Genomic DNA, 18,650 nt, shown 5'->3' with positions numbered 1-18,650 from the left:
GGAAAAGGCTCTATCCGTTGTGGAGCCGGATAGAGCCTTGATCATGGGGCTATTTTCCTTCGTCATACAATTGGAACGTGCTGGAGTCGAGCGAATGTTTCACGACGGCTTCGGCATATGTTTTATTGTTATACACCAGCTTGACGATTACCGTATCGACACTCATTACGTAAGTTTGATAGTCGACGGCGGAGTAAATCGCTTCTTTCTTGTAATTCTCGGGTAGAATCCGATAGCGGACCCACTCGGTTTCATTCAGCGGAGTGAGTTCAATGACCGCTTCTTTCTCATTTGCCCCTTTGACAGGCTTCCCTTTCAGGGTATACCTCAGCTTTTCCGCATTGTTGGCTGGATCGATCTGACTAAGCTGGGCTTCGTCCGACCAGATTCGCAGCTTCTTCGCTTTGGCCTCGTCTGCCAGCTGTCGGGATTCCGGCAGGTTGGAATAGGTTGCCGCATAGCCTTCTTGAAGCAGCGAATCGCTGAACCGTTTGCCATTCAGCCATACGACCGCGTACAGCGAACGGTCGGTTTCCTGCTTGTATCCGCTCGGCAGCTCCAACTCGATCGCTTGGCCCACTAGCTGTGCAGCGGCAAACGCTGCCGCCTCTTTGCCGTAGGGCTGTTCACGAGGCCCGGAGGCCGCAGGTGCTGCCGTATCTTCCAGCTTTACGATTCGTTCCGTTTCCCCGAACAGCACCTTGTATGTATCCCCATGGATCACCTCGGTCACCTTGACTTTAATCCTCGCCGTAATGAAGGCGGCATGCTTCTCGGCATCGTAGTCCACTTTGGCTCCGAACGCTTCGGTCAGCGCCCGAAGCGGGACGAAGGTGAGGCCGTAAATCGTTTGCGGAGGCACGTCCAAGGTAACATTTTGCCCGTTAACCTGAATCGTCGGATTATTGATCCGCATGGTGACGGTATCCGCGGCGTTTTTCACCGTAATCGTTTGAGTCGGTTCATCGTAGCTGATTACCGCGCCCAACTGCTCGGCGATTTTCCGGAAGGGAACTAAGGCGTGCGCGTTAATATCGATGGGGAGCTGCTCGAAATATACGGGATTCCGATTTAACGACACCCGAAGTCCGGATTGCTGGTACACGGTTCCATTGTCAGTAAACAATCGGCAATCCCAAATGCGCTTGTAGTAATCATTGTATTGTGTACTGCGCAGGTACTCGTCTGTTACATGTCTGCAGGACGGACCGGGAGGATTCTGATTTTCTACGATGGTGCTTCTTTCGATTAGCGGCTCGGGCTTTGGTTTCGGCGGCGGAGGCTGGTAACCATTGTTGGGCGCTTCATCGTCCTCGCTCTCTTCGTAATCGTATCCGTCGTCGATATACTCATATTCGTAGTATTCGTAGTCGTCACCGCCTGTTTTTTTCTTATAGTACGGTTTTTGTTGTTTGTAGTAGCTTTTGCCTTTCTGCACATTCGGCTTGCTCTTGGGGGCGCTGGAGCTGCCGCTTTTCGACGAACTGCTGCCTCTGCTCCCGCCCCCGCTGCTTCCGCTGCCTTTTGCTTCAAGAATAGAGGGACCTATGAATAAACTTAATACCAAGAGACTAATAAGCGCTTTGGGCCCTTTCCGCTTCATTCTGTGCACCTTCCTTCTTACAAAAGGAGCCGTCTCCCGATAGAGACGGCCTCTTGGATTAGACTTACTTTAAAGTTTGAGTCGAGGTGAGCACGCCGTCGGTGAAGTACAAATAATTGCCGGTGCCGATGCTCGGACCGCGGTATACCCATTGCTCGAACGTGCCGAAGCTGCCGGTCGTTTTATTGATATCGTCCGGCTTGCCCCAAGACATCAGGACTTGTTCCTGAGTCATACCGACCCTGACTTTTTGTTGGCGAATACCCGCTTTCACGCTTTCCGGCCAGTCGAATTGGGCCAGTGGATCGGCGGTGAAGAACGATCTATGGATGGCTTCGATCGAATCGAAATTAAACTGGACGTTCTTGCTCCCGTTGCTTAAGACGACGGTCGGACCGCTGTAGCTGATGACGGCCAACTGCTCGAATCTTTCGAATCCGCCGTTCATGGCGCCATCGCTGCTGCGGGGCAGGGAATCCACCCATAGGTTGGGATAGTTCTTCCATATCGCTTCGGCGTCCGAATCGAGTCTCAGCTTTTTGATTCCATCGGAAATGATGCCTTGTTGGCCCCAAGTATTGTTTTTCGACAAGTCCCCGACGGTGAGATCCACCCGCTGCTGTTCTCCCCAAACGATTTTCATGTCCATATAATCCGTTAAAAAGACAAGCGGCACATAAATGACATCGTTCTCCGAGATCGGCGGAAAGTCCAGTCGTACCGTGTGCGAGTCCATCTTGCCTCCGTAATACGTCAGCAGGTTGCTATTGGCGCGCAGCAGCAAAATGCGGCTCGGATGATTGATCCGGATGACCCCGTCTACGGCTTGGGCCGATGCGTTCACCTTGCCAAGTACGGCCCATAAAGGCACATAGACGGCGTTATTGCGAACGATCGGAGCATAGTCCGACTTCAAGTAGCTTCCGTTAATGTAGATTTTATAGCCTTCGGTCCCTGGAGGCGCTTCTTCCCGGACCGGTTTTCCGTCCTTCCATTGGCCCTCGAACCATTTTTCGCCGTAGATGGAGGTTCCTTTAGCAGCAAAGCCTTTTCCGTCGGGCAGACCGTTCTTCATCTCGCCATCGTACACAAGCGGCACGCCGTCCAGCTCGAAATACGGCCGGGAGATAATATACATATCTTTCTCTTTGGTGTCGATATGTGTCGATTGGGCTTCGGTGTCCCATTCCACCTTGGCGCCGAAGGCTTCTGCCACAAAACGTACGGGAACAAATGTTTGATCGCCCTTGATCTGCGGCGGGACATCGAGCGTCTGGGACTTGCCGTTTACCTGGACGGTCGGGTCGCCGATTTTCAATTGGACGGTAGTACTGTCTCTCGTCAGAGTGATCGATTTCGTGCTTTCTTCCCAGCTTAGCTTAGCTCCTAATTCGTCGGAGATGTCGCGCAGCGGAACAAGCACTCTTCCGTCGACTTGAATGCCGATATCCATATTGACGCCAGGTTTGGCGCTGTTTGCGGCAAAAGCGGGGACAGCCGTAACGAGCATGGCGGAAGCCAGCGTAGCGGAAACGGTTTGAGACAGCCGAAGGTTCATTTTCATAGCTAGTTGCTCCTTTGGGTGGTGGTTTTTCGGTAGAAGATAACAAAATATTACAAATAGTATAAGAGTTATTTCCTGCATTGTCGACAATTTTCTAGGAAATTCGACTTATACTACCGGGTAAAAAAGAAGATTTTTAGGAAATTTGTCGTATCTTAACCGTTAATACGGCACAACGTGGAAAATGTTGCAAAAAAACCTGCCATCGTAAAATGACAGGCTTTTCGGGCTTGGTGCGGGACATTCGCTGCCCGTCGGTTCCGTCAGGAGGCGAAGGACTCCCGCTCGAAGGCGGGCGAGGCATAGCCGAACAGCTGCGGCTGCGCCTGCATCAGCTCCATCTGCTCGATGCGCTTGGGCAGCGGGGGATGGGTCGACAGGGCATAGCTGAACCAGACGAAGAAGCCCGTTTCTTTGCGGCTCTCGGCCACGTATTCGGCGACGTTCACCTTGGCGTACATCGTTCGGCCGATGGCCAGAATGGTCAGGGCGGAGATCGCCGCCGGGGCATTCCCCGTATACGCCGCCGCCATCCTGTCGCAGGTGTACTCGCAGGCTCTCGAATAAGCTTTGCCCAGGAAAGGCATCCATTGGGCGGGCAGCAGCAGCAGGCTTTTTGTCATGTGATTCCGCTTGATATGCGCCAATTCGTGTGCGATGACGTAAGCCAGCTCGTCTTCTTCGCTGTCCGCCATTTCGAACAAATTGGAGTACAGCACGACGAAGTTGCGGCCGAAAAAACGCGAGGCGAAAGCATTCAGCATCCCGTCCGATTGAAGGACGAACACATCGGGAACCTGCCGGATATCCATTCGCTCGCACAGCTCGCGCACCTTCCGGTGCACCGCAGGGAACTGATGCTCCGTCAGCTTGACCCCGTTGCTTCGGATGTGGCCGATCATAAGGCCGTGAAGGAAAAACGTGATACCAAGACCGATCAATAGATAAAAGATGCCGATCAGCGATACGATCAGGCCGAAATAGACCATGATGCTAAAGAGCAGGCTAATAATGAAGTACGACGTTTCTTTGCTGTGAATTAACCGCGGATTCATGGGGTTCATGCAGTGCTCGTTCCTTTTCTCTGATGAATAATGTACCTTGTGTTCAAGCAGGCTGTTGAGAAAGTGGTCAATTGAGGTCATAGAGGTTACGATGGGGTGGGGTAGCCACTTCCGACTGCTCTTGTCCTCGGGAAATTTGAATGGAAGCCGCTTAATAGCGGACATTTCCCGAAGACAAAGGCGGCCGCTATCGCTTCTCCAGTGGATACCCCACCTACGTTTGCATCTCTATTTTTGTAAATGACCACTTTCTCAACAAGCTCAATGTGCCGTGTATCCAAGGCTCATTCCTAAATGTCGGCATTGCCCCGCGATTTGTTTAGACATTATTGGAAATTTGGCTCGGATGCAGTGATTGCAGGGAATACCGGCCTGTTGAAGCTTGTCCGATCGTTGAAAATATTCGTTGCCGGACCGGTACGAGTCATGTAAGATCATGGATGTGATAACGATTATCAATCTCATCTAGGAGGAAATCATGCTGCCTGTCAAAAAAGTCATTTGCCTAATCGGCGCCTTCATTCTGATGGCCTCTCTGCTGCTGGCTTGCGCCAGTACTACGGGGACTCCGGACGCCGCCCGGCAGGGCCAAGAATCTGCGAATAAGGAAGCGGGACAAGGGAAAAAGGAAGCGGCAACCCGATTGTTTAAAGATGCCAAAGGACGCGAGGTTACTATTCCGGCCGCCCCTCAAAGGGCCGTGGTCCATTATTATGCCGCCGAAGCGATATCTTTGGGCGTAAAGCCTGTTGCCACGAATTGGATCAATGCCAATCTGATTCTGACCAAGGATCAGCTGCAGGGGATCGAAGATATCGGAGGGGAGGGAGTGAACCCCAATGTGGAGAAAGTCCTTTCGCTCAGCCCGGATCTTATTATTGTCCCTGATTTTCTGGAGCAGACCTGCCTGGATGCCTTATCCAAGGTAGCTCCTACCGTAGCGGTGAGCTATACGGACGATGTTTTTACGCGCATGAAAACGATGGGCGACGTGCTGGGAAAAAGCAAGGAGGCGGAAGCCTGGACGGCCCGGTACAAAGCAAAAGCCCAGCAGAAGCGGGAGCAGCTCAAGCCTTACATCAAGGAGGGCGAAACGGCTTCGGCGTTCGTCTTTTTCCAGGATAAGCTGCTCTATGTATACGGGAATCAGCGGCTTAGCTCCACGCTCTATGATGCGCTCGGATTTTCGCGTCCGGAGAAAGTGGCGGCTCTTTTCAAAGATAAGCCGACCCTTCTATGGCAGTCGATCTCGAATGAAACGCTGCCCGACTATGCCGGAGACCGGATTTTTTTAGTCACGTTGGATAACAACGAGAACGCCAAAAAAGGGGCGGAGGAGCTCATGAATAGCCCCGTATGGCGCAACCTCCCCGCGGTGAAGAATGGGAAGGCTTATGTGGTCGGCAGTAAATGGTCGTTTTACGATCCCATTACATTAGATTGGCTGCTCGACGAGATGCCGAAGCTCATGATGAAATAACAGGCGCACCATGGCGATAAGCTTTTCGACTGCGATTAAAGTAGCATACCGTTCCACAGCGCGGAATGATATAATCGTGTTGGATTGACCATAGCCAGCAGATCAGGGAGAGGGATGATGACATGTTTGGGAAAGTAGCCGCCGACATCTTGGGAATCAGCGACATCGGGTCGGTCATTAAACCGCAGGATTACGACAAGGTAGACTCCGACGATTACGTGATGCACGAAGACAATGAGAAAATTTACTTCCTTATCAAGTCCAAGACGGACGAATACTGCTTCACCAATCTGGCGCTGATTCATCTGGACGGCACGAGCGCCATCAGCAAGAAGCGCACGCTGCACCGCTACAGCTACAGCAGCTACAACATCTCGGACGTTCTGCTGGAAACGGCCGGAACGGTGGATCTGGACGTCGAAATCAAATTTACGATGGGCTCCGGTTCCGCAGCGTTCTCCATCGATGTGCATAAAAAGCATATTGCCGAGGTCAAAGACCTGTACAAAGCGCTCATCAAGATTTCCGAGCTCACGCATGAGAACGAAGTGGCGATGGCGTACGCGAAGGAAAGCCTTGAGCTGGCATCTTCTACCTTGAACCGCGTGGTCAAGCACGACATCGATACCGCCGGACAGTTCAAGGAAATCAACCAGGCGGCATTCGACTGGCTGACCAATGCCCGCAAGCAGTATAAAATCAAAGACTTCGGCTTCGTGTTCGAGAAGTATATTAATCAATAAAAGAGAGCACCGCGTCCAGGATGGAGGCGGTGCTTTTTCTCATTATGACGGAAGTTATACCTTGAACTTCAACAGCTCTTCGTTGAGCTCCTGCGACATCGAGCTCAGCGATTTGGAGGAAGACGAGATTTCCTCCATCGAAGCAAGCTGCTGCTCGGAAGCAGCCAAAATTTCCTGCGCGTTCTGCAGGGAACCTTGCGAGATGGTGACCAGCTCGGTCATCGAAGCGCTGACTTCCTCCGTTCCTGCCGACATCTGCTCGGAGGCGGCGGAAATTTCCTGAATTTGCTCCGAAATGCTCTGTACGGAAGCGTAAATGTTTTGGAACAGCGCTCCGGCCTCGGTGATCAGCTTGGAGCCTTGCCCCACGTCGGTAACCCCTTGATTCATCGAGGTCACGGCCGCACGGGTCGAGCCCTGCACCTCTTTCACCAGGCTGGCAATATCGTCGGCGGATTGCTTCGCCTGCTCCGCCAGCTTCTTAACTTCATTGGCGACAACGGCGAAGCCCCGCCCGTGCTCCCCGGCACGCGCCGCCTCGATGGAGGCGTTGAGCGACAAAAGCTGCGTTTGATTCGAGATATCCGCGATGACTTCGACGATGTTGCCGATTTTTTGGGACAGCTCGTTGAGCGCCGCCAAATCGGATGCCGTCTGTCCGACCGAATCTTGAATCGACTTCATCTGGCGAATCGCCGAAGTGACGAGCTGGTTTCCTTCCCGCGCTTCCTGCGCCGAGGCGAAGGACAGCTCCGAGACGTTGGAAGAGGATTCGGCGATTCTCTGCACGCCGACGGCCATTTCCTCCATCGCCTTCGACGTCTGTTCGGCAGCGGTTGCTTGCGCCTCCGAGCCGTTGACGACTTGCTGTATCGCCCCGGCGACGTGATTGGAGGTTTCGACCGATTGATCCGCAATCGCGTTCAGCTCCTCGGAGGAAGCCGCGACGTGCTCGGCGGTCGCATGAGCTTGCTGGACCATGCCTCCGATCGAAGTCAGCATCGTATTCATGTTGTAAGACAGCTGACCGATCTCGTCCTTGGACTTGACCGGGAGTCTCGTTGTGAAATCGCCTGTTCCAATCCGCTCAAGGAGCTTGGACAGAAGCACGATCGGCTTCGTGTTTGCTCTGGAGATGAGCAGCGCCAAGAACGTGTTGATGACTACGAATACGGCGATTAAAATCCAGGAGAGCACCCTCGACTTGTTAATTCCTTCGTATACTTCAGCGGTCGGTGCAACCGTGATAATTTTCCATCCCGTAGAAGGCACGGTATCGTACGCGGCGATATTTTCGCCGTCCGAGGCTGCGAAGGTCACCATACCGTTCTCGTTGACCAAGATGTCCGACCGGAACGCCGCCGCTTGCTCTGCGGTGAATGCCTCCTCGACTTTTTTGCCGACGGCCGCCTTATCGGGGAATGTAACGACCGTGCCGTAGGAGGTCACCAGGAAGCCGAAGCCGGTATCCCCGAATTTGATGTTCGACGTCAGTCCGGACAAAATCTCGGAGTTGAGCACGGCGGAAATCGCCCCGGTAAATTCGTTCTTATCGTTCAATATGGGCACGTTCAAAATGATAACGTTTTTCCCGGATTTGCGGCTCACGATCATGTCGCTGATCGCAGGCTTCTTGGTTTCGCGAGCCTGCTTGAAGTAATCGCGGTCGGTGATTTGACTGACGCCGCCGTCCGGGCTGTAGCTGCCTCCGTTGACGTCCACGTAGGAATAGTATTCGACCTCGCTGTCGATTTCCCCGAACGCCTTCAGCACCGGTTTGATCGCTTCGACATTGCCCGATTTGAGGACCGGATTTTTTGTGATCATCTCTTGTACGAGTTCCGTTCGCTTGCGTACCCAATAATCCATATATCCCACATTGGATGAGGCCAGGCTTCTCTCTTTGTCGCGGGTCTCTTCTTTAATTTCCGCTGTCAAATAATTGGCCAGAAAGACGGTGCTGCACAGCAAGGGAAATAAAGAAAGCGCCAGTAATAATACGGTTAGTTTGATACGGATTGAAGCATTGACCCACTTTTTTAACATGCAAGTTCCTCCCGGTTGTAAGTTCGAGTCTAATTGATCATCTTGCGGCTCCGGCCGAAAGCATCTTGTTATTATATCGGCGCTGCAAGGAAACAAAATGATAGACATGCGGTACGAAAGTAAAAAATTAATCAAATTTTAGAATTGGAACGATTATTTTTTCGTTGCGCTCCGGCTTTTTCCAAGCTAAGCTCATAGTATGGAAAGTTCAGGAGGGTCCCAGATGCGATGGACGGCAATTCCGTGTGCGGGCAAAATGAGTATCGCCGCCATGCTGGCGCTGAGCTTGTGGCATGGCGCAGCCGGCAAAGAAAGCGGGGCAGCGGCCGCCGCGCCCCCCGACATGCTGTATGAGGCGGAGGACGCCCGGACGGAGGGGACGGCTATAGCGGCCGTACGGCCCGGGTTTTCCGGGACGGGCTATGTCACGGGCTTCGAGCGTGCCGGGGAAGCCGTGCGGTTTACGGTAAATGTGGAGGCGGACGGGTTCTACCCGCTCAAGATCGGATACGCGTCACCTTTCGGCGATAAGACGAACTATGTGGAAGTGAACGGCAGCACGGCGGGGGAGAAACTGTTTCCGCAGACGGAAGCGTTTACGGAAACCGATTTCGGTCAGGTGCAGCTGGAGGAAGGCGAGAATGAGATCCGTATTTCCACCTACTGGGGTTACTTCGACATCGATTACATTCGGCTCGGAGCCATGCAGCCGCGGCCCGCGATCGCAGAGGTAGCGCCCGCGCTCGCCACACCGAAGCCTTCGCGCGAAGCGCAGGCTCTGATGAACTATATGACATCCCGCTACGGGAAAAACATATTGTCCGGCCAGCAGCGCACCTCCTCCGAGGAGATGGACTATATTTACCGCGTGACGGGGAGGCTGCCGGTCATGGCCGGATTCACCGCGACGGATTTTGGCGACAATGCGCTGGAGTGGGCGAAGTACGGCGGGATCGTTTCCATAGAATGGCATTGGCCGGCGCCGATGGGGGGACATGAGTTTTTCGCTTCCAAGACGACCTTCGACGCGGCGAGAGCCGTGACCCCGGGTACGGAAGAGCACCGCTTGCTGCTTCGGGACCTCGACGACATGGCGGAGAAGCTTCTCCGCTTCAAGCAGGCGGGCATCCCGGTCGTCTGGCGTCCGCTGCACGAGGCGGAGGGAGGCTGGTTCTGGTGGGGGGCCAAGGGGCCGGAAACCGCGAAGCGGCTGTACAATTTGATGTTCGACCGGTTTACCGGCTACCACGGGCTGGATAACCTGATTTGGGTATGGACGACGTCCGATACGATCCATTCGAAGGATTGGTACCCCGGCGACGACAAGGTCGATATTATCGGGGTGGACCGGTATATCAAGGACGGCGATTACAGCCCGCTGCTCAGCGTGTACGATACGCTTGTGAACATGACCGGCGGGAAGAAGCTGGTCGCCTATCTGGAGAACGGCCCGATCCCGGACCCCCGGCAGCTCAAAAAAAATAAAGTCGGCTGGATGTATTTCAACACGTGGAACGGCAAATTTCTGATGGACGGGAAGGTCAACGCCGAGCATCACCTGCGGACCGTCTACAATCATCCGTATGTGATCACGCTGGACAAATTCCCTTCGCAAACCGTCTACGGCAAGCCGCCGCAGCCTTATCCGTACCCGGGGCGCAAGGAAGCGCCGCAGCCGGTTCCCGTGCATTAAGCGGGTCGGCAGGGCAGGAAATCTAATTTCGAATAAGGAGTGGGACTCATGCAAAGTATTCCAAAGCTGTTCGAGCATTTGAATTGGGCCAATCTTCGGATCTTGGAACGATTGAGAAGCGGGGAGGCTGGCAGCCATCCGAAGGCGGTTGGGCTTTTTGCCCACATCTTGCAGGCGGAACGGATTTGGCTGACCCGGCTGCAGGGGAAGGACAGCTCGGCGCTGACGGTCTGGCCCGAAGCCGACCTGGACTTCTGCGGCCGGACGGCCGAGCGGAATCATGAAGATTACACCGCTTATTTGGCAGGCCTGACGGTTGCCGAATGGGACCGCGTTTTTCGTTACGGCAATCAGTCCGGCAAAGTGTTCGACAATTCGGTCGGGGATATTTTGACTCACGTGGTTCTGCACGGACAGTACCACCGCGGCCAAATCAACGCCTTGCTCAGAGCGAACGGGGCGGAGCCGGTGAATGTGGACTTCATCACCTTCGTCAGAGAAAAAAGTGGCGCATAAGCGAAGAGGCCGTCCCGGCAAGTGGATCTTGCCATGGGCGGCCTTTCGTCTGTTCCCGGACGGAAAACCGGACGGTCCGCAGTGGTACCCTTCGATTCGGCGTTCAGTGGCTCTAACCGCAGCGGGCAGGGCATGGTATAGTATCCGCACGTGAACCAGAAGGAGGAACTTGTCCATGTCCAAGCCTTGGGCGGCTTATGCCGCCATGACCTTATCGATGATGACCGTGGGAAGCTCGGTCGTTGCCGGAAAGCTGCTCGTTCAATCCGTACCCGTATTCGTTGCTTCCGCTCTCCGTTTCGGGATCGCCGCCGCCCTGCTGATCGCCTTGTGGTTTATTTTGGACGGAAAGAAGCCCGCATGGGTCAAAAGCGAAGTATACCGGATGTTGCTCATGTCGTTCTGCGGCTCGTTTCTGTTCTCGGTCTGCCTGCTGTACGGTCTGCAATATACCGGTGCTGCGGAGAGCGGCGTCATCACGAGTACGACCCCGGTTTTCGTCGCCTTGCTCTCGGCGCTCCTGCTCAAGGAAAGATTAACGCCGCCGGTGATGGTTGGCGTCGCCGCCGCTGTCCTCGGGGTGGCGGTCCTGCACATCGGAGAAACGGCCCAGACGGGGACACGGTCTGTCTGGATCGGCAATCTGCTAATCCTCCTCGCCGTGGTGTGCGAGGCGTTATTTGCGGTCATCGGCAAGGGGCTCTCCGGCAAGTACAGTCCGGTTCTTCTGTCGGCGATCTCATGCACGTTCGGGTTTCTGTGGTTTCTGCCGCTTGCGGTTTACGATGTCGTACGGATGGAAGGGCTGCATCTGACCGCCGGGGAGTGGCCGTACATTGTGTATTATGCGGTCGTCGTGACCGTGCTGGGGTACATCTTGTGGTATGCCGGGGTGAAGAAGGTACCAGGGTCGGTCTCCGGGCTGTTCACGGCGGTCATTCCCGTCACTTCGATCGTACTCTCGTTCTTCATTCTGCAGGAACCGGTGACTTGGCGTCACGGCATCGGCGTGCTGCTTGTCGTCGCGGGCATCTTCGGCTATGCGCTCCTTGCGCCCGGAGCTCATAAAAGATTGCAATCGTCCCGTTCCTCGTATGCGGGCAAGAAAGTTTAACGTACAGCTATGACATCCAAATAAATCCAACTATAATGGAGAATAGAAGCCGGGACGGGCATTCGCAGAAAATCCGTAAGCTAACCCGGCATCAAAGCATATTATTCTCATGTGAATAATAGTAAAAAGGGGTGTGCATCAGGTGAGCCCAAATCAACCTTCGGATATGTTCATCCGCAGCGAGCGTGAGGCTGAACTTGCCGCGCTGGCGGACCGATTGGCGGCGCGCTTCGCGCAGCGGGCGCCGGAGCATGACCGGGAAGGGAGCTTCCCGTTTGACAATTTCGCCGATCTGAGGCAAAGCGGTTACCTTCGGCTAACCGTGCCGCAGGAGTACGGGGGCGATGGGATTTCGCTCTATGAGCTCGTCCTGGCCCAGGAGCGTTTGGCGCGCGGTGACGGTTCGACGGCGCTGGCGGTCGGCTGGCATGTCGGGCAGATGCTTCATTTCCGCTGTACCCGGCCGTGGCCGGAAGCGTTGTTCGCCCGGTTTTGCGGCGAGGTGGTGCGCGAGGGGGCGATGATCAACCACTTCGGGACGGAACCGGCGACCGGAAGTCCGAGCCGGGGCGGCAAGCCGCAGACGACGGCGGTCCGAACCGAAGGCGGCTGGCTGCTGAGCGGACGCAAAACCTACAGCACCTTGAGCCCGGCGCTGAACCATTTTACGGTAACGGCTGGAATCGAAGGGGAGGACGCGACCGGCGTGTTTTTCGTCCGGCGGGGTCCTGGCATCCGGGTGGAAGAGACGTGGGATACGATCGGCATGCGGGCGACGGGCAGTCACGACCTCGTGCTGGAGCATGCTTTCGTGCCGGAGGACGAGCTGCTCGGCCGATCGGACTCGGGCAGGCCCCGTGTCGACGACGGCGACGGCTGGCTGCTTCACATTCCCGCCTGCTATATCGGCATCGCTCATGCGGCAAGGAACTTTGCCGTCGGCTTCGCCCGGGATTACCGGCCGAACAGCTTACCCGGACCGATCGCGGAGCTCCCCCACATCCGCCAGCAGATCGGCCAGATGGAGGCGGACTTGATCACGGCCCGCACGCTGCTGTATGCGATGGCGGACCGATGGGACCGGGATGAGGCCGGGCGAGCCGCGCTGAAGCCGGAGCTTGGGCTGGTCAAGTACGTCGCGACGAACCATGCGATCCGGATCGTCGATACCGCGATGCGCATCGTTGGCGGTGCGAGCTTGTCCCGCAAGCTGCCGCTGGAGCGGATGTACCGCGACGTCCGTGCCGGGCTGCACAATCCGCCGATGGACGATGTCGCGCTGCAGCGGCTGGCGGCACGTGCGTTAGCGGAGTAAGCGCAGACGGCGGGACCCTGCAAAATTCGGGTAAATTTTTGTAAGCCCCCAGCCGATATTGGTAAGAGAAACACAACCTAACCAAGAACGAACGATGGGGGCAATCGAAGTGAGTTTGTACGAAGCCAGTTTGTCGCAGGAAACGATACGCCGCACCAAATCCTACGATATCGGCAATTTGTTCTATGTCGCGTTTTTCGGAGGCGTCATTGCGCTTACCGTGCTGGCGAACCGGACCGGCCGCTGGCTGCATGTGAATCCGAACGTCTTAAGGGGTTTCATCCTCGTGGCTGCCCTGCTGTATCTTGGCAAAATGGGGTTCTACTACGCTTATTTTCACCACATGATCGAACTGGAACGCGTTTATGTAAAATATATCGCCCGGGCCGCGGAGCTGCTGCTGTTCGGCGGGTACTATTTGGCGCTTCGCCAGCCGTACCGGCAGCATATGCTGACCGTCGGAGAGAGCGAGCCGCTCAAGAAAAGCGGGATCGTATGGTGCCTAATTTCCGCCGGGATCGAAATCGTTTCGATCGTGCTGTTGATCGCACTTTAAGGCTGGGAGGCTGCGGTTCGTGGACGAGAGAGCAAGTAGGGCGTTGGATTCGAAAATCGACCATTATTTGGGTATGCGGCGCTACGCCAAAGTGATCGAGCTTGTGAAGGAAGGATTGGCCGACAATCCCGGCCAGCCGAAGTATTATTTTTATCTCGGCGTCTGCTTCTATTCTCTGGAGCGCTATCGCGAAGCGGAGGAGAATCTGCAGGAAGCGCTGGTGCTCGGTTACGATAAAGAAGCGGTATTCGAATGGCTCGGAGACGTCTACACCAAGACGAAGCGCTGGGTGGAGGCGGAACGGGCGTATCTGGATGCACTCAGCGATAACCCCGAGAGCGCGCGGGTTCATGCGTCTTATGCGATGCTCTTGAGGGAGACGGGGCATCACGACAAGGCGGACCAATTGATGCGGAAGGCGCTTGAGCTGGACCCGGAGGACGATTACGTGGTGCGTTCCCACTACATGTTCGCGCTGACGAAGGACAGCCGTTTGCAGCAAATCCAATCGCTCGAGCGGTTGATGCAGGTGTCGGGCGACCAGATCGCCATCGAAGTGCATCTCGGGCTGGATGCCTTGTACCGCGACCGCCTGACCGACGCCCGAGACCATTTCCGGCAAGCGTTCCTGCTCGACCCGACGAATAAGGAGCTTGCGGCGCTGCTGGAGGAGCTGGATTGGGGGCGGCATCCGGTGCTCGTCCCGCTGCGGCTGGTCGAAAAAATCGGCGGCCCCATGGTCGTCTACGTGGTCGGCCTCGGCGCGATGCTGGGGACTCGGGCAATCGGGTGGGAGCAGGCGACGATCGTGCTGCTCGTTCTGTATTTTACTTACTTGATCTATTCGTGGACGGCCAAGCCGCTGGCGAAACTATTAACGAGAATCCGAGGATAGCGTATGGACAAGATCAATTGGCTGGAGCAAATGACACAGAAGCAGCCGGAAGATGCGCAGACCTGGTTCTGGCTCGGCAAGGAATACGAGGCCGCGGAGCGCTGGCTCGATGCGATTCAGGCGTTCTCCAAGGGCCTGACGTATGCCCAGGACGATGCCCTGCGCAGCGAAATCGTCGCCGCGTTGTCTCAGGTGACGGCGCGGCTGCAGCAGAGCGCGGCGGCAAGCGCTCCGTCACCCGCGGAGTCCCGGGCCGAAAGCCGGCCGGACACTTCCGGCGGCACCGTAACGGAGCTCTTTCCCGGCCAGGGGTCGGAAGCCCCTGAGCGCGGGGAGCGGTCCGAGGAGCGTGCGGACAGGCATGACGAGATGTTCGGGGAGCCAAAGCCGGAGGAAGACGGGCCTGACGAAGACGAGGCGGACGAGGCGAATTTCCCCAGCGTTCCGGGCAGGCAGGCGACGGCGTTCCGTCCGAAGGTCCACCCGGGCTTGCAGGTGGTGGCCGGCGGCAAGGAACCGGCTCCCGAGCGGAAATCCGACGTTCCGGCCATTACGTTCGAGCACGTGGCGGGCCTCAAGGACTTGAAGAAAACGATCCAGATGAAGATCATCAGCCCGTTTTTCAACCAGGGCTTGTTCTCCAAGTTTCGGAAGAAAACGGGCGGCGGCGTGCTGCTGTACGGACCTCCCGGCTGCGGGAAGACGTATATGGCCCGGGCGACCGCGGGAGAATGCCGGGCGAAGTTCATTACGGTGCATATTACGGATATTTTAGATCCGTACATCGGGATAAGCGAGCGCAATCTGAAGGAAATGTTCGATAAAGCGCGGGCGCAGCGGCCTAGCGTCATGTTTTTCGACGAAATCGACGCCATCGGCTTCAACCGCTCCAAATCGTCCTCGCTCACGAGAGGCTTGGTCGATACGTTTCTGCACGAGATGGACGGCATCGACAGCGATACGGACCACCTGCTGATCATCGGCGCGACCAATATGCCGTGGGACGTCGACAATGCGCTGAAGCGTCCCGGCCGGTTCGACCGTCTCGTCTTCGTCGAGCCTCCCGATGTGGAGGCGCGGCAGCACATTTTTGCGCTGCAGATGCAGGGGCGGTATGCCGAGAAGCTGGATACGGCTAAGCTGGCGAAAGCGACGGAATTTTTCTCCGGCGCGGATATCGCGAACGTGTGCGAGCGTGCGGTGGAGCAGGTGCTGATGGAAATTCTCGAAACCGGCGTCGAGCGTCCGGTCCGGATGCGGGATATGGAGGAAGCGCTGGCGGAGGTGCAGCCCTCGACGCTGGACTGGCTGCGGACGGCTAAAAACTACGTCAAATACGCCAATCAGGGCGGGATGTACAACGATATCGAGCGGTACTTGCGCAAGCACGGGAAGCATATTTGACCGGCTTGGCGCGTGCCCCGAAACAAGTTGAAAGTGGAAGTCCGGAATGCTATCATTTAATTACTATCATCATCTATGGAAGAGGAGCCCGATTGTGCGTCGTTCGGGCTTCTCTTTTTTGTAAAACCGGCTCGGGAGGAGGCGGCGCATGGCATTTGAAATCGTAGAGAAAACAACATGAGGTGGAGTGCAGATGATGAAACGTGCTGGAAGGATGGCTGTTCTGGCGCTGCTTGTCGTGACGGTTATGACGGGGTGCGGAAGCGGCGACAACTCGTTGATCGTGAAGGAGCCACAAGGGCAGACGACTTCCCCGCAGCCGGGGACGCCCGGTTCGGAACCGGTTCGCGGCAAAGACTTGCTGAAGCAGTTGGACATGACCGCTTCGGGAGCGAAGGAAGCCCGGGAAATCACGGCGTTTCTGGACGCCAACTTGGAGAAGGCCGACGTGAAGACGGCGGACAGGATGCTGCTGCGGCTTGAGCAGTATTACGATCAACTGCTGCCGGGCGTGAACGCCAATTTCAAGCGGATGCTGGAGCAGCCGGGAACGGCCGAGAAGCTGCGCGAGCTCGGGTTTCCTCTCGATTTCAATAAAATCCAAAACGACGATACGATGAAGCAGTGGCTCCTGCGGCAAACCGAAGGGAAGCTCGCGCTGGACATGAGCGGCGAAGGCGATTTTTATTGGAAAATCGACTATGAGGCTTTGAAGAAAGCGTATGCTTCTTTCGCGTCAGACGATGTGCAGGCTTACCTCGCCATCCGGGCGGCGGAGTCGAACAAGACGTTCTTCGACGACGGCCGTCTGCTGATCGGACGCAGCGAGCTTGCCGATCGCATGCTGCAAGCGGAGAACTACTTGACGGGCTACCCCTCTGGCCATCGAAGGACTGAAATCAAAGCGCTGTATGTCGATTATATGGAGCAGTACATTCACGGATACCGGTACGATGCCATCGATGAAAGCACGATGAAGCTGCTTCCGGCGGTCAAGCGCAGCTACGAGCAGCTGGTGAAGCAGCACCCGGATACGAAGACGGCGCAGATTGTGCAGGATTACCTGGAGGAGATCAACCGGAACAAGGACGTTATCTACCATCCCGGCAAAAAAGGCGAGAGTATCGTCGGCGATCCGAAGCGGAATATTGGCAAGTTCTGGAGCGGGCTCCGGGGCCGGATCGATGCCGCATTCCAGGCAACGAAGCAGCAGCCGGGGGCGGGATAAACACATACAACTGAATAAAAAACGAAAAAAGGACGATAAAAGCTAATGAAACCTTTGAAAAAGGCGATCATCACGTTGGCCGGCAGCGGGATCTTATGGTGTTCTTTTTCGTCGGGCAAGTAAGCCCAATAGAGGGACACGTTCCCATGCTGTCTCTTTTTGCCTTTTGAAATATTTATGTCAATCGGGCGCGGTTCCCTGAAACTTTCGTTCCCTTTGCTTCGTATACTGCATGGGAAGTTTAATTCCTTATTCCGGCGGCGACAGGAGATTAGATGTATGGAATGGCTTAAAACGATGTTTACCAACCTGACGGTAAGAAGATTCGCCATATTGCTCATAGTTTGCTTTTTGCTGTTCCAAATTCGGGATATGCTGAATTTGGTGCTGCTGACCTTCCTGTTCACCTTCATCATGTACCGTCTGCAAGGGTATGTCACGGCACAGTTGAACCGCGTCATCCGGATCAACAGCAAGACCGTCGTGATCTTGCTGTATTTGATCATTTGCGGCCTGTTGGGCTGGGCGATTGCTTACAATCTGCCTAAGGTTATCGTCCAAATCAAACAGCTGTATGACGTCGTGTTTACGTTGATGAACTCGCCTCAGCCGGATGACGAGCTGTCCAGATGGATTGTCGGCATCTTAAAGGAATTGAACCTGCAATCGTATGTAAAGCAAGGCTTCGAATATGTGCTCAAGATCAGCAACTGGGGAACGACGTTTATTTTCGCGCTGCTGCTCAGCCTCTTCTTCATCCTGGAAAAAAACCGCATCGTCCGCTTCACCTCCAAGTTTAAAACGAGCAAAATCGCTTGGCTCTATAACGAGCTGGAGTATTTTGGCCGGAAGTTCGTGCTTTCCTTCGGCAAGGTGATCGAAGCACAGCTGCTGATCGCCGTGTTCAATACGATTTTTACTGCGATTGGGTTATGGATACTGGGGTATCCGTATTTGTTCGCGCTGTCGATCATGGTGTTCCTGCTCAGCTTGATTCCGGTGGCAGGCGTTATTATTTCGCTTATTCCTCTCTGCATTATCGGCTATACGCTGGGCGGCCTGCTGATGGTCGTCTATGTGATCGTGATGATTACCGTCCTGCATTTCCTGGAAGGGTATTTCCTGAACCCGAAGCTGATGTCGTCCAAAACGAATCTGCCGATGTTCTACACGTTCATCATCCTCATCTTTTCCGAGCACTATTTCGGGGTATGGGGGCTCATTATCGGGATTCCGGTGTTCGTCTTCCTGCTGGACATTCTTGATGTGAACGTGGACGAACGCTCGGGCAAGGGATGAGCGGGAAGCCGGTTGGGTAGAGCCATAAAACTTGAACTTAAGACAAGGCGCCTCCGGGTGCCTTTTTTGTTGCTCCAAAAGTGCCATAATCCGACAAAAAAGGATGTTGGGCGGCCGCCGTTTCTAGTAT

General features: G+C 55.3%; 15 protein-coding genes. 11 read left to right on the top strand and 4 right to left on the bottom strand.

What is annotated here, in order from left to right; translation table 11 throughout:
• Nucleotides 1-49 precede the first annotated feature (49 nt).
• From NI000_RS22225 to NI000_RS22215, 3 genes are all read right to left on the bottom strand, one after another.
• On the bottom strand, nucleotides 50-1,603 hold the full coding sequence (locus tag NI000_RS22225) for a stalk domain-containing protein (protein ID WP_253413597.1): 1,554 nt from the start codon (nucleotides 1,601-1,603) through the stop codon (nucleotides 50-52).
• Between the two features lie 64 nt (nucleotides 1,604-1,667).
• A complete protein-coding gene (locus tag NI000_RS22220) occupies nucleotides 1,668-3,167 on the bottom strand; it encodes a stalk domain-containing protein (protein WP_253413596.1) in 1,500 nt (499 codons plus the stop codon).
• Between the two features lie 263 nt (nucleotides 3,168-3,430).
• Nucleotides 3,431-4,222, bottom strand: a complete 792-nt coding sequence (locus NI000_RS22215; RefSeq protein ID WP_253413595.1) for a M48 family metallopeptidase — start codon at nucleotides 4,220-4,222, stop codon at nucleotides 3,431-3,433.
• A gap of 487 nt (nucleotides 4,223-4,709) precedes the next feature.
• Here NI000_RS22215 and NI000_RS22210 point away from each other — a divergent pair, with 487 nt between their 5' ends.
• Nucleotides 4,710-5,711 (top strand): ABC transporter substrate-binding protein, encoded by a 1,002-nt coding sequence (locus NI000_RS22210; RefSeq protein WP_253413594.1) that lies wholly within the window; start codon nucleotides 4,710-4,712, stop codon nucleotides 5,709-5,711.
• A 122-nt stretch (nucleotides 5,712-5,833) separates the two neighbouring features.
• Nucleotides 5,834-6,454 (top strand): PH domain-containing protein, encoded by a 621-nt coding sequence (locus NI000_RS22205; protein ID WP_054972674.1) that lies wholly within the window; start codon nucleotides 5,834-5,836, stop codon nucleotides 6,452-6,454.
• A gap of 54 nt (nucleotides 6,455-6,508) precedes the next feature.
• Here NI000_RS22205 and NI000_RS22200 read toward each other — a convergent pair whose 3' ends face one another.
• Nucleotides 6,509-8,500, bottom strand: coding sequence for a methyl-accepting chemotaxis protein (locus NI000_RS22200; protein WP_253413593.1), 1,992 nt, complete (start codon nucleotides 8,498-8,500; stop codon nucleotides 6,509-6,511).
• Nucleotides 8,501-8,723: 223 nt separating this feature from the next.
• On the opposite strand from NI000_RS22200, the gene NI000_RS22195 reads away from it, so the two are divergent.
• The 9 genes from NI000_RS22195 to NI000_RS22155 all read left to right on the top strand — a co-directional run bounded on the left by NI000_RS22195 (nucleotide 8,724) and on the right by NI000_RS22155 (nucleotide 18,520).
• Nucleotides 8,724-10,193, top strand: a complete 1,470-nt coding sequence (locus tag NI000_RS22195) for a glycosyl hydrolase (RefSeq protein WP_253413592.1) — start codon at nucleotides 8,724-8,726, stop codon at nucleotides 10,191-10,193.
• 48 nt (nucleotides 10,194-10,241) lie between these two features.
• Entirely contained in the window at nucleotides 10,242-10,709 is a 468-nt protein-coding gene (locus tag NI000_RS22190; protein WP_253413591.1) for a DinB family protein, read from the top strand.
• A 175-nt stretch (nucleotides 10,710-10,884) separates the two neighbouring features.
• Nucleotides 10,885-11,823, top strand: coding sequence for a DMT family transporter (locus NI000_RS22185; RefSeq protein WP_253413590.1), 939 nt, complete (start codon nucleotides 10,885-10,887; stop codon nucleotides 11,821-11,823).
• A gap of 166 nt (nucleotides 11,824-11,989) precedes the next feature.
• Nucleotides 11,990-13,138, top strand: coding sequence for an acyl-CoA dehydrogenase family protein (locus tag NI000_RS22180; RefSeq protein ID WP_301292642.1), 1,149 nt, complete (start codon nucleotides 11,990-11,992; stop codon nucleotides 13,136-13,138).
• Nucleotides 13,139-13,247: 109 nt separating this feature from the next.
• Nucleotides 13,248-13,694: a hypothetical protein gene (locus NI000_RS22175; protein WP_010493105.1), complete on the top strand. Its 447-nt coding sequence runs from the start codon at nucleotides 13,248-13,250 to the stop codon at nucleotides 13,692-13,694.
• Between the two features lie 19 nt (nucleotides 13,695-13,713).
• On the top strand, nucleotides 13,714-14,589 hold the full coding sequence (locus tag NI000_RS22170; protein ID WP_253413588.1) for a tetratricopeptide repeat protein: 876 nt from the start codon (nucleotides 13,714-13,716) through the stop codon (nucleotides 14,587-14,589).
• A 3-nt stretch (nucleotides 14,590-14,592) separates the two neighbouring features.
• A complete protein-coding gene (locus NI000_RS22165; RefSeq protein WP_253413587.1) occupies nucleotides 14,593-15,993 on the top strand; it encodes an ATP-binding protein in 1,401 nt (466 codons plus the stop codon).
• A gap of 193 nt (nucleotides 15,994-16,186) precedes the next feature.
• Complete coding sequence (locus NI000_RS22160) at nucleotides 16,187-17,221, top strand: hypothetical protein (RefSeq protein ID WP_253413586.1); 1,035 nt, start codon at nucleotides 16,187-16,189, stop codon at nucleotides 17,219-17,221.
• A gap of 279 nt (nucleotides 17,222-17,500) precedes the next feature.
• Nucleotides 17,501-18,520, top strand: coding sequence for an AI-2E family transporter (locus NI000_RS22155; protein WP_253413585.1), 1,020 nt, complete (start codon nucleotides 17,501-17,503; stop codon nucleotides 18,518-18,520).
• Nucleotides 18,521-18,650: the final 130 nt, after the last annotated feature.

Origin of the sequence: Paenibacillus tyrphae (genome assembly GCF_024158745.1) — a bacterium.
Lineage (GTDB): Bacteria > Bacillota > Bacilli > Paenibacillales > NBRC-103111 > Paenibacillus_G > Paenibacillus_G tyrfis_A.
This window is presented reverse-complemented; position numbering and strand designations above follow the sequence as displayed.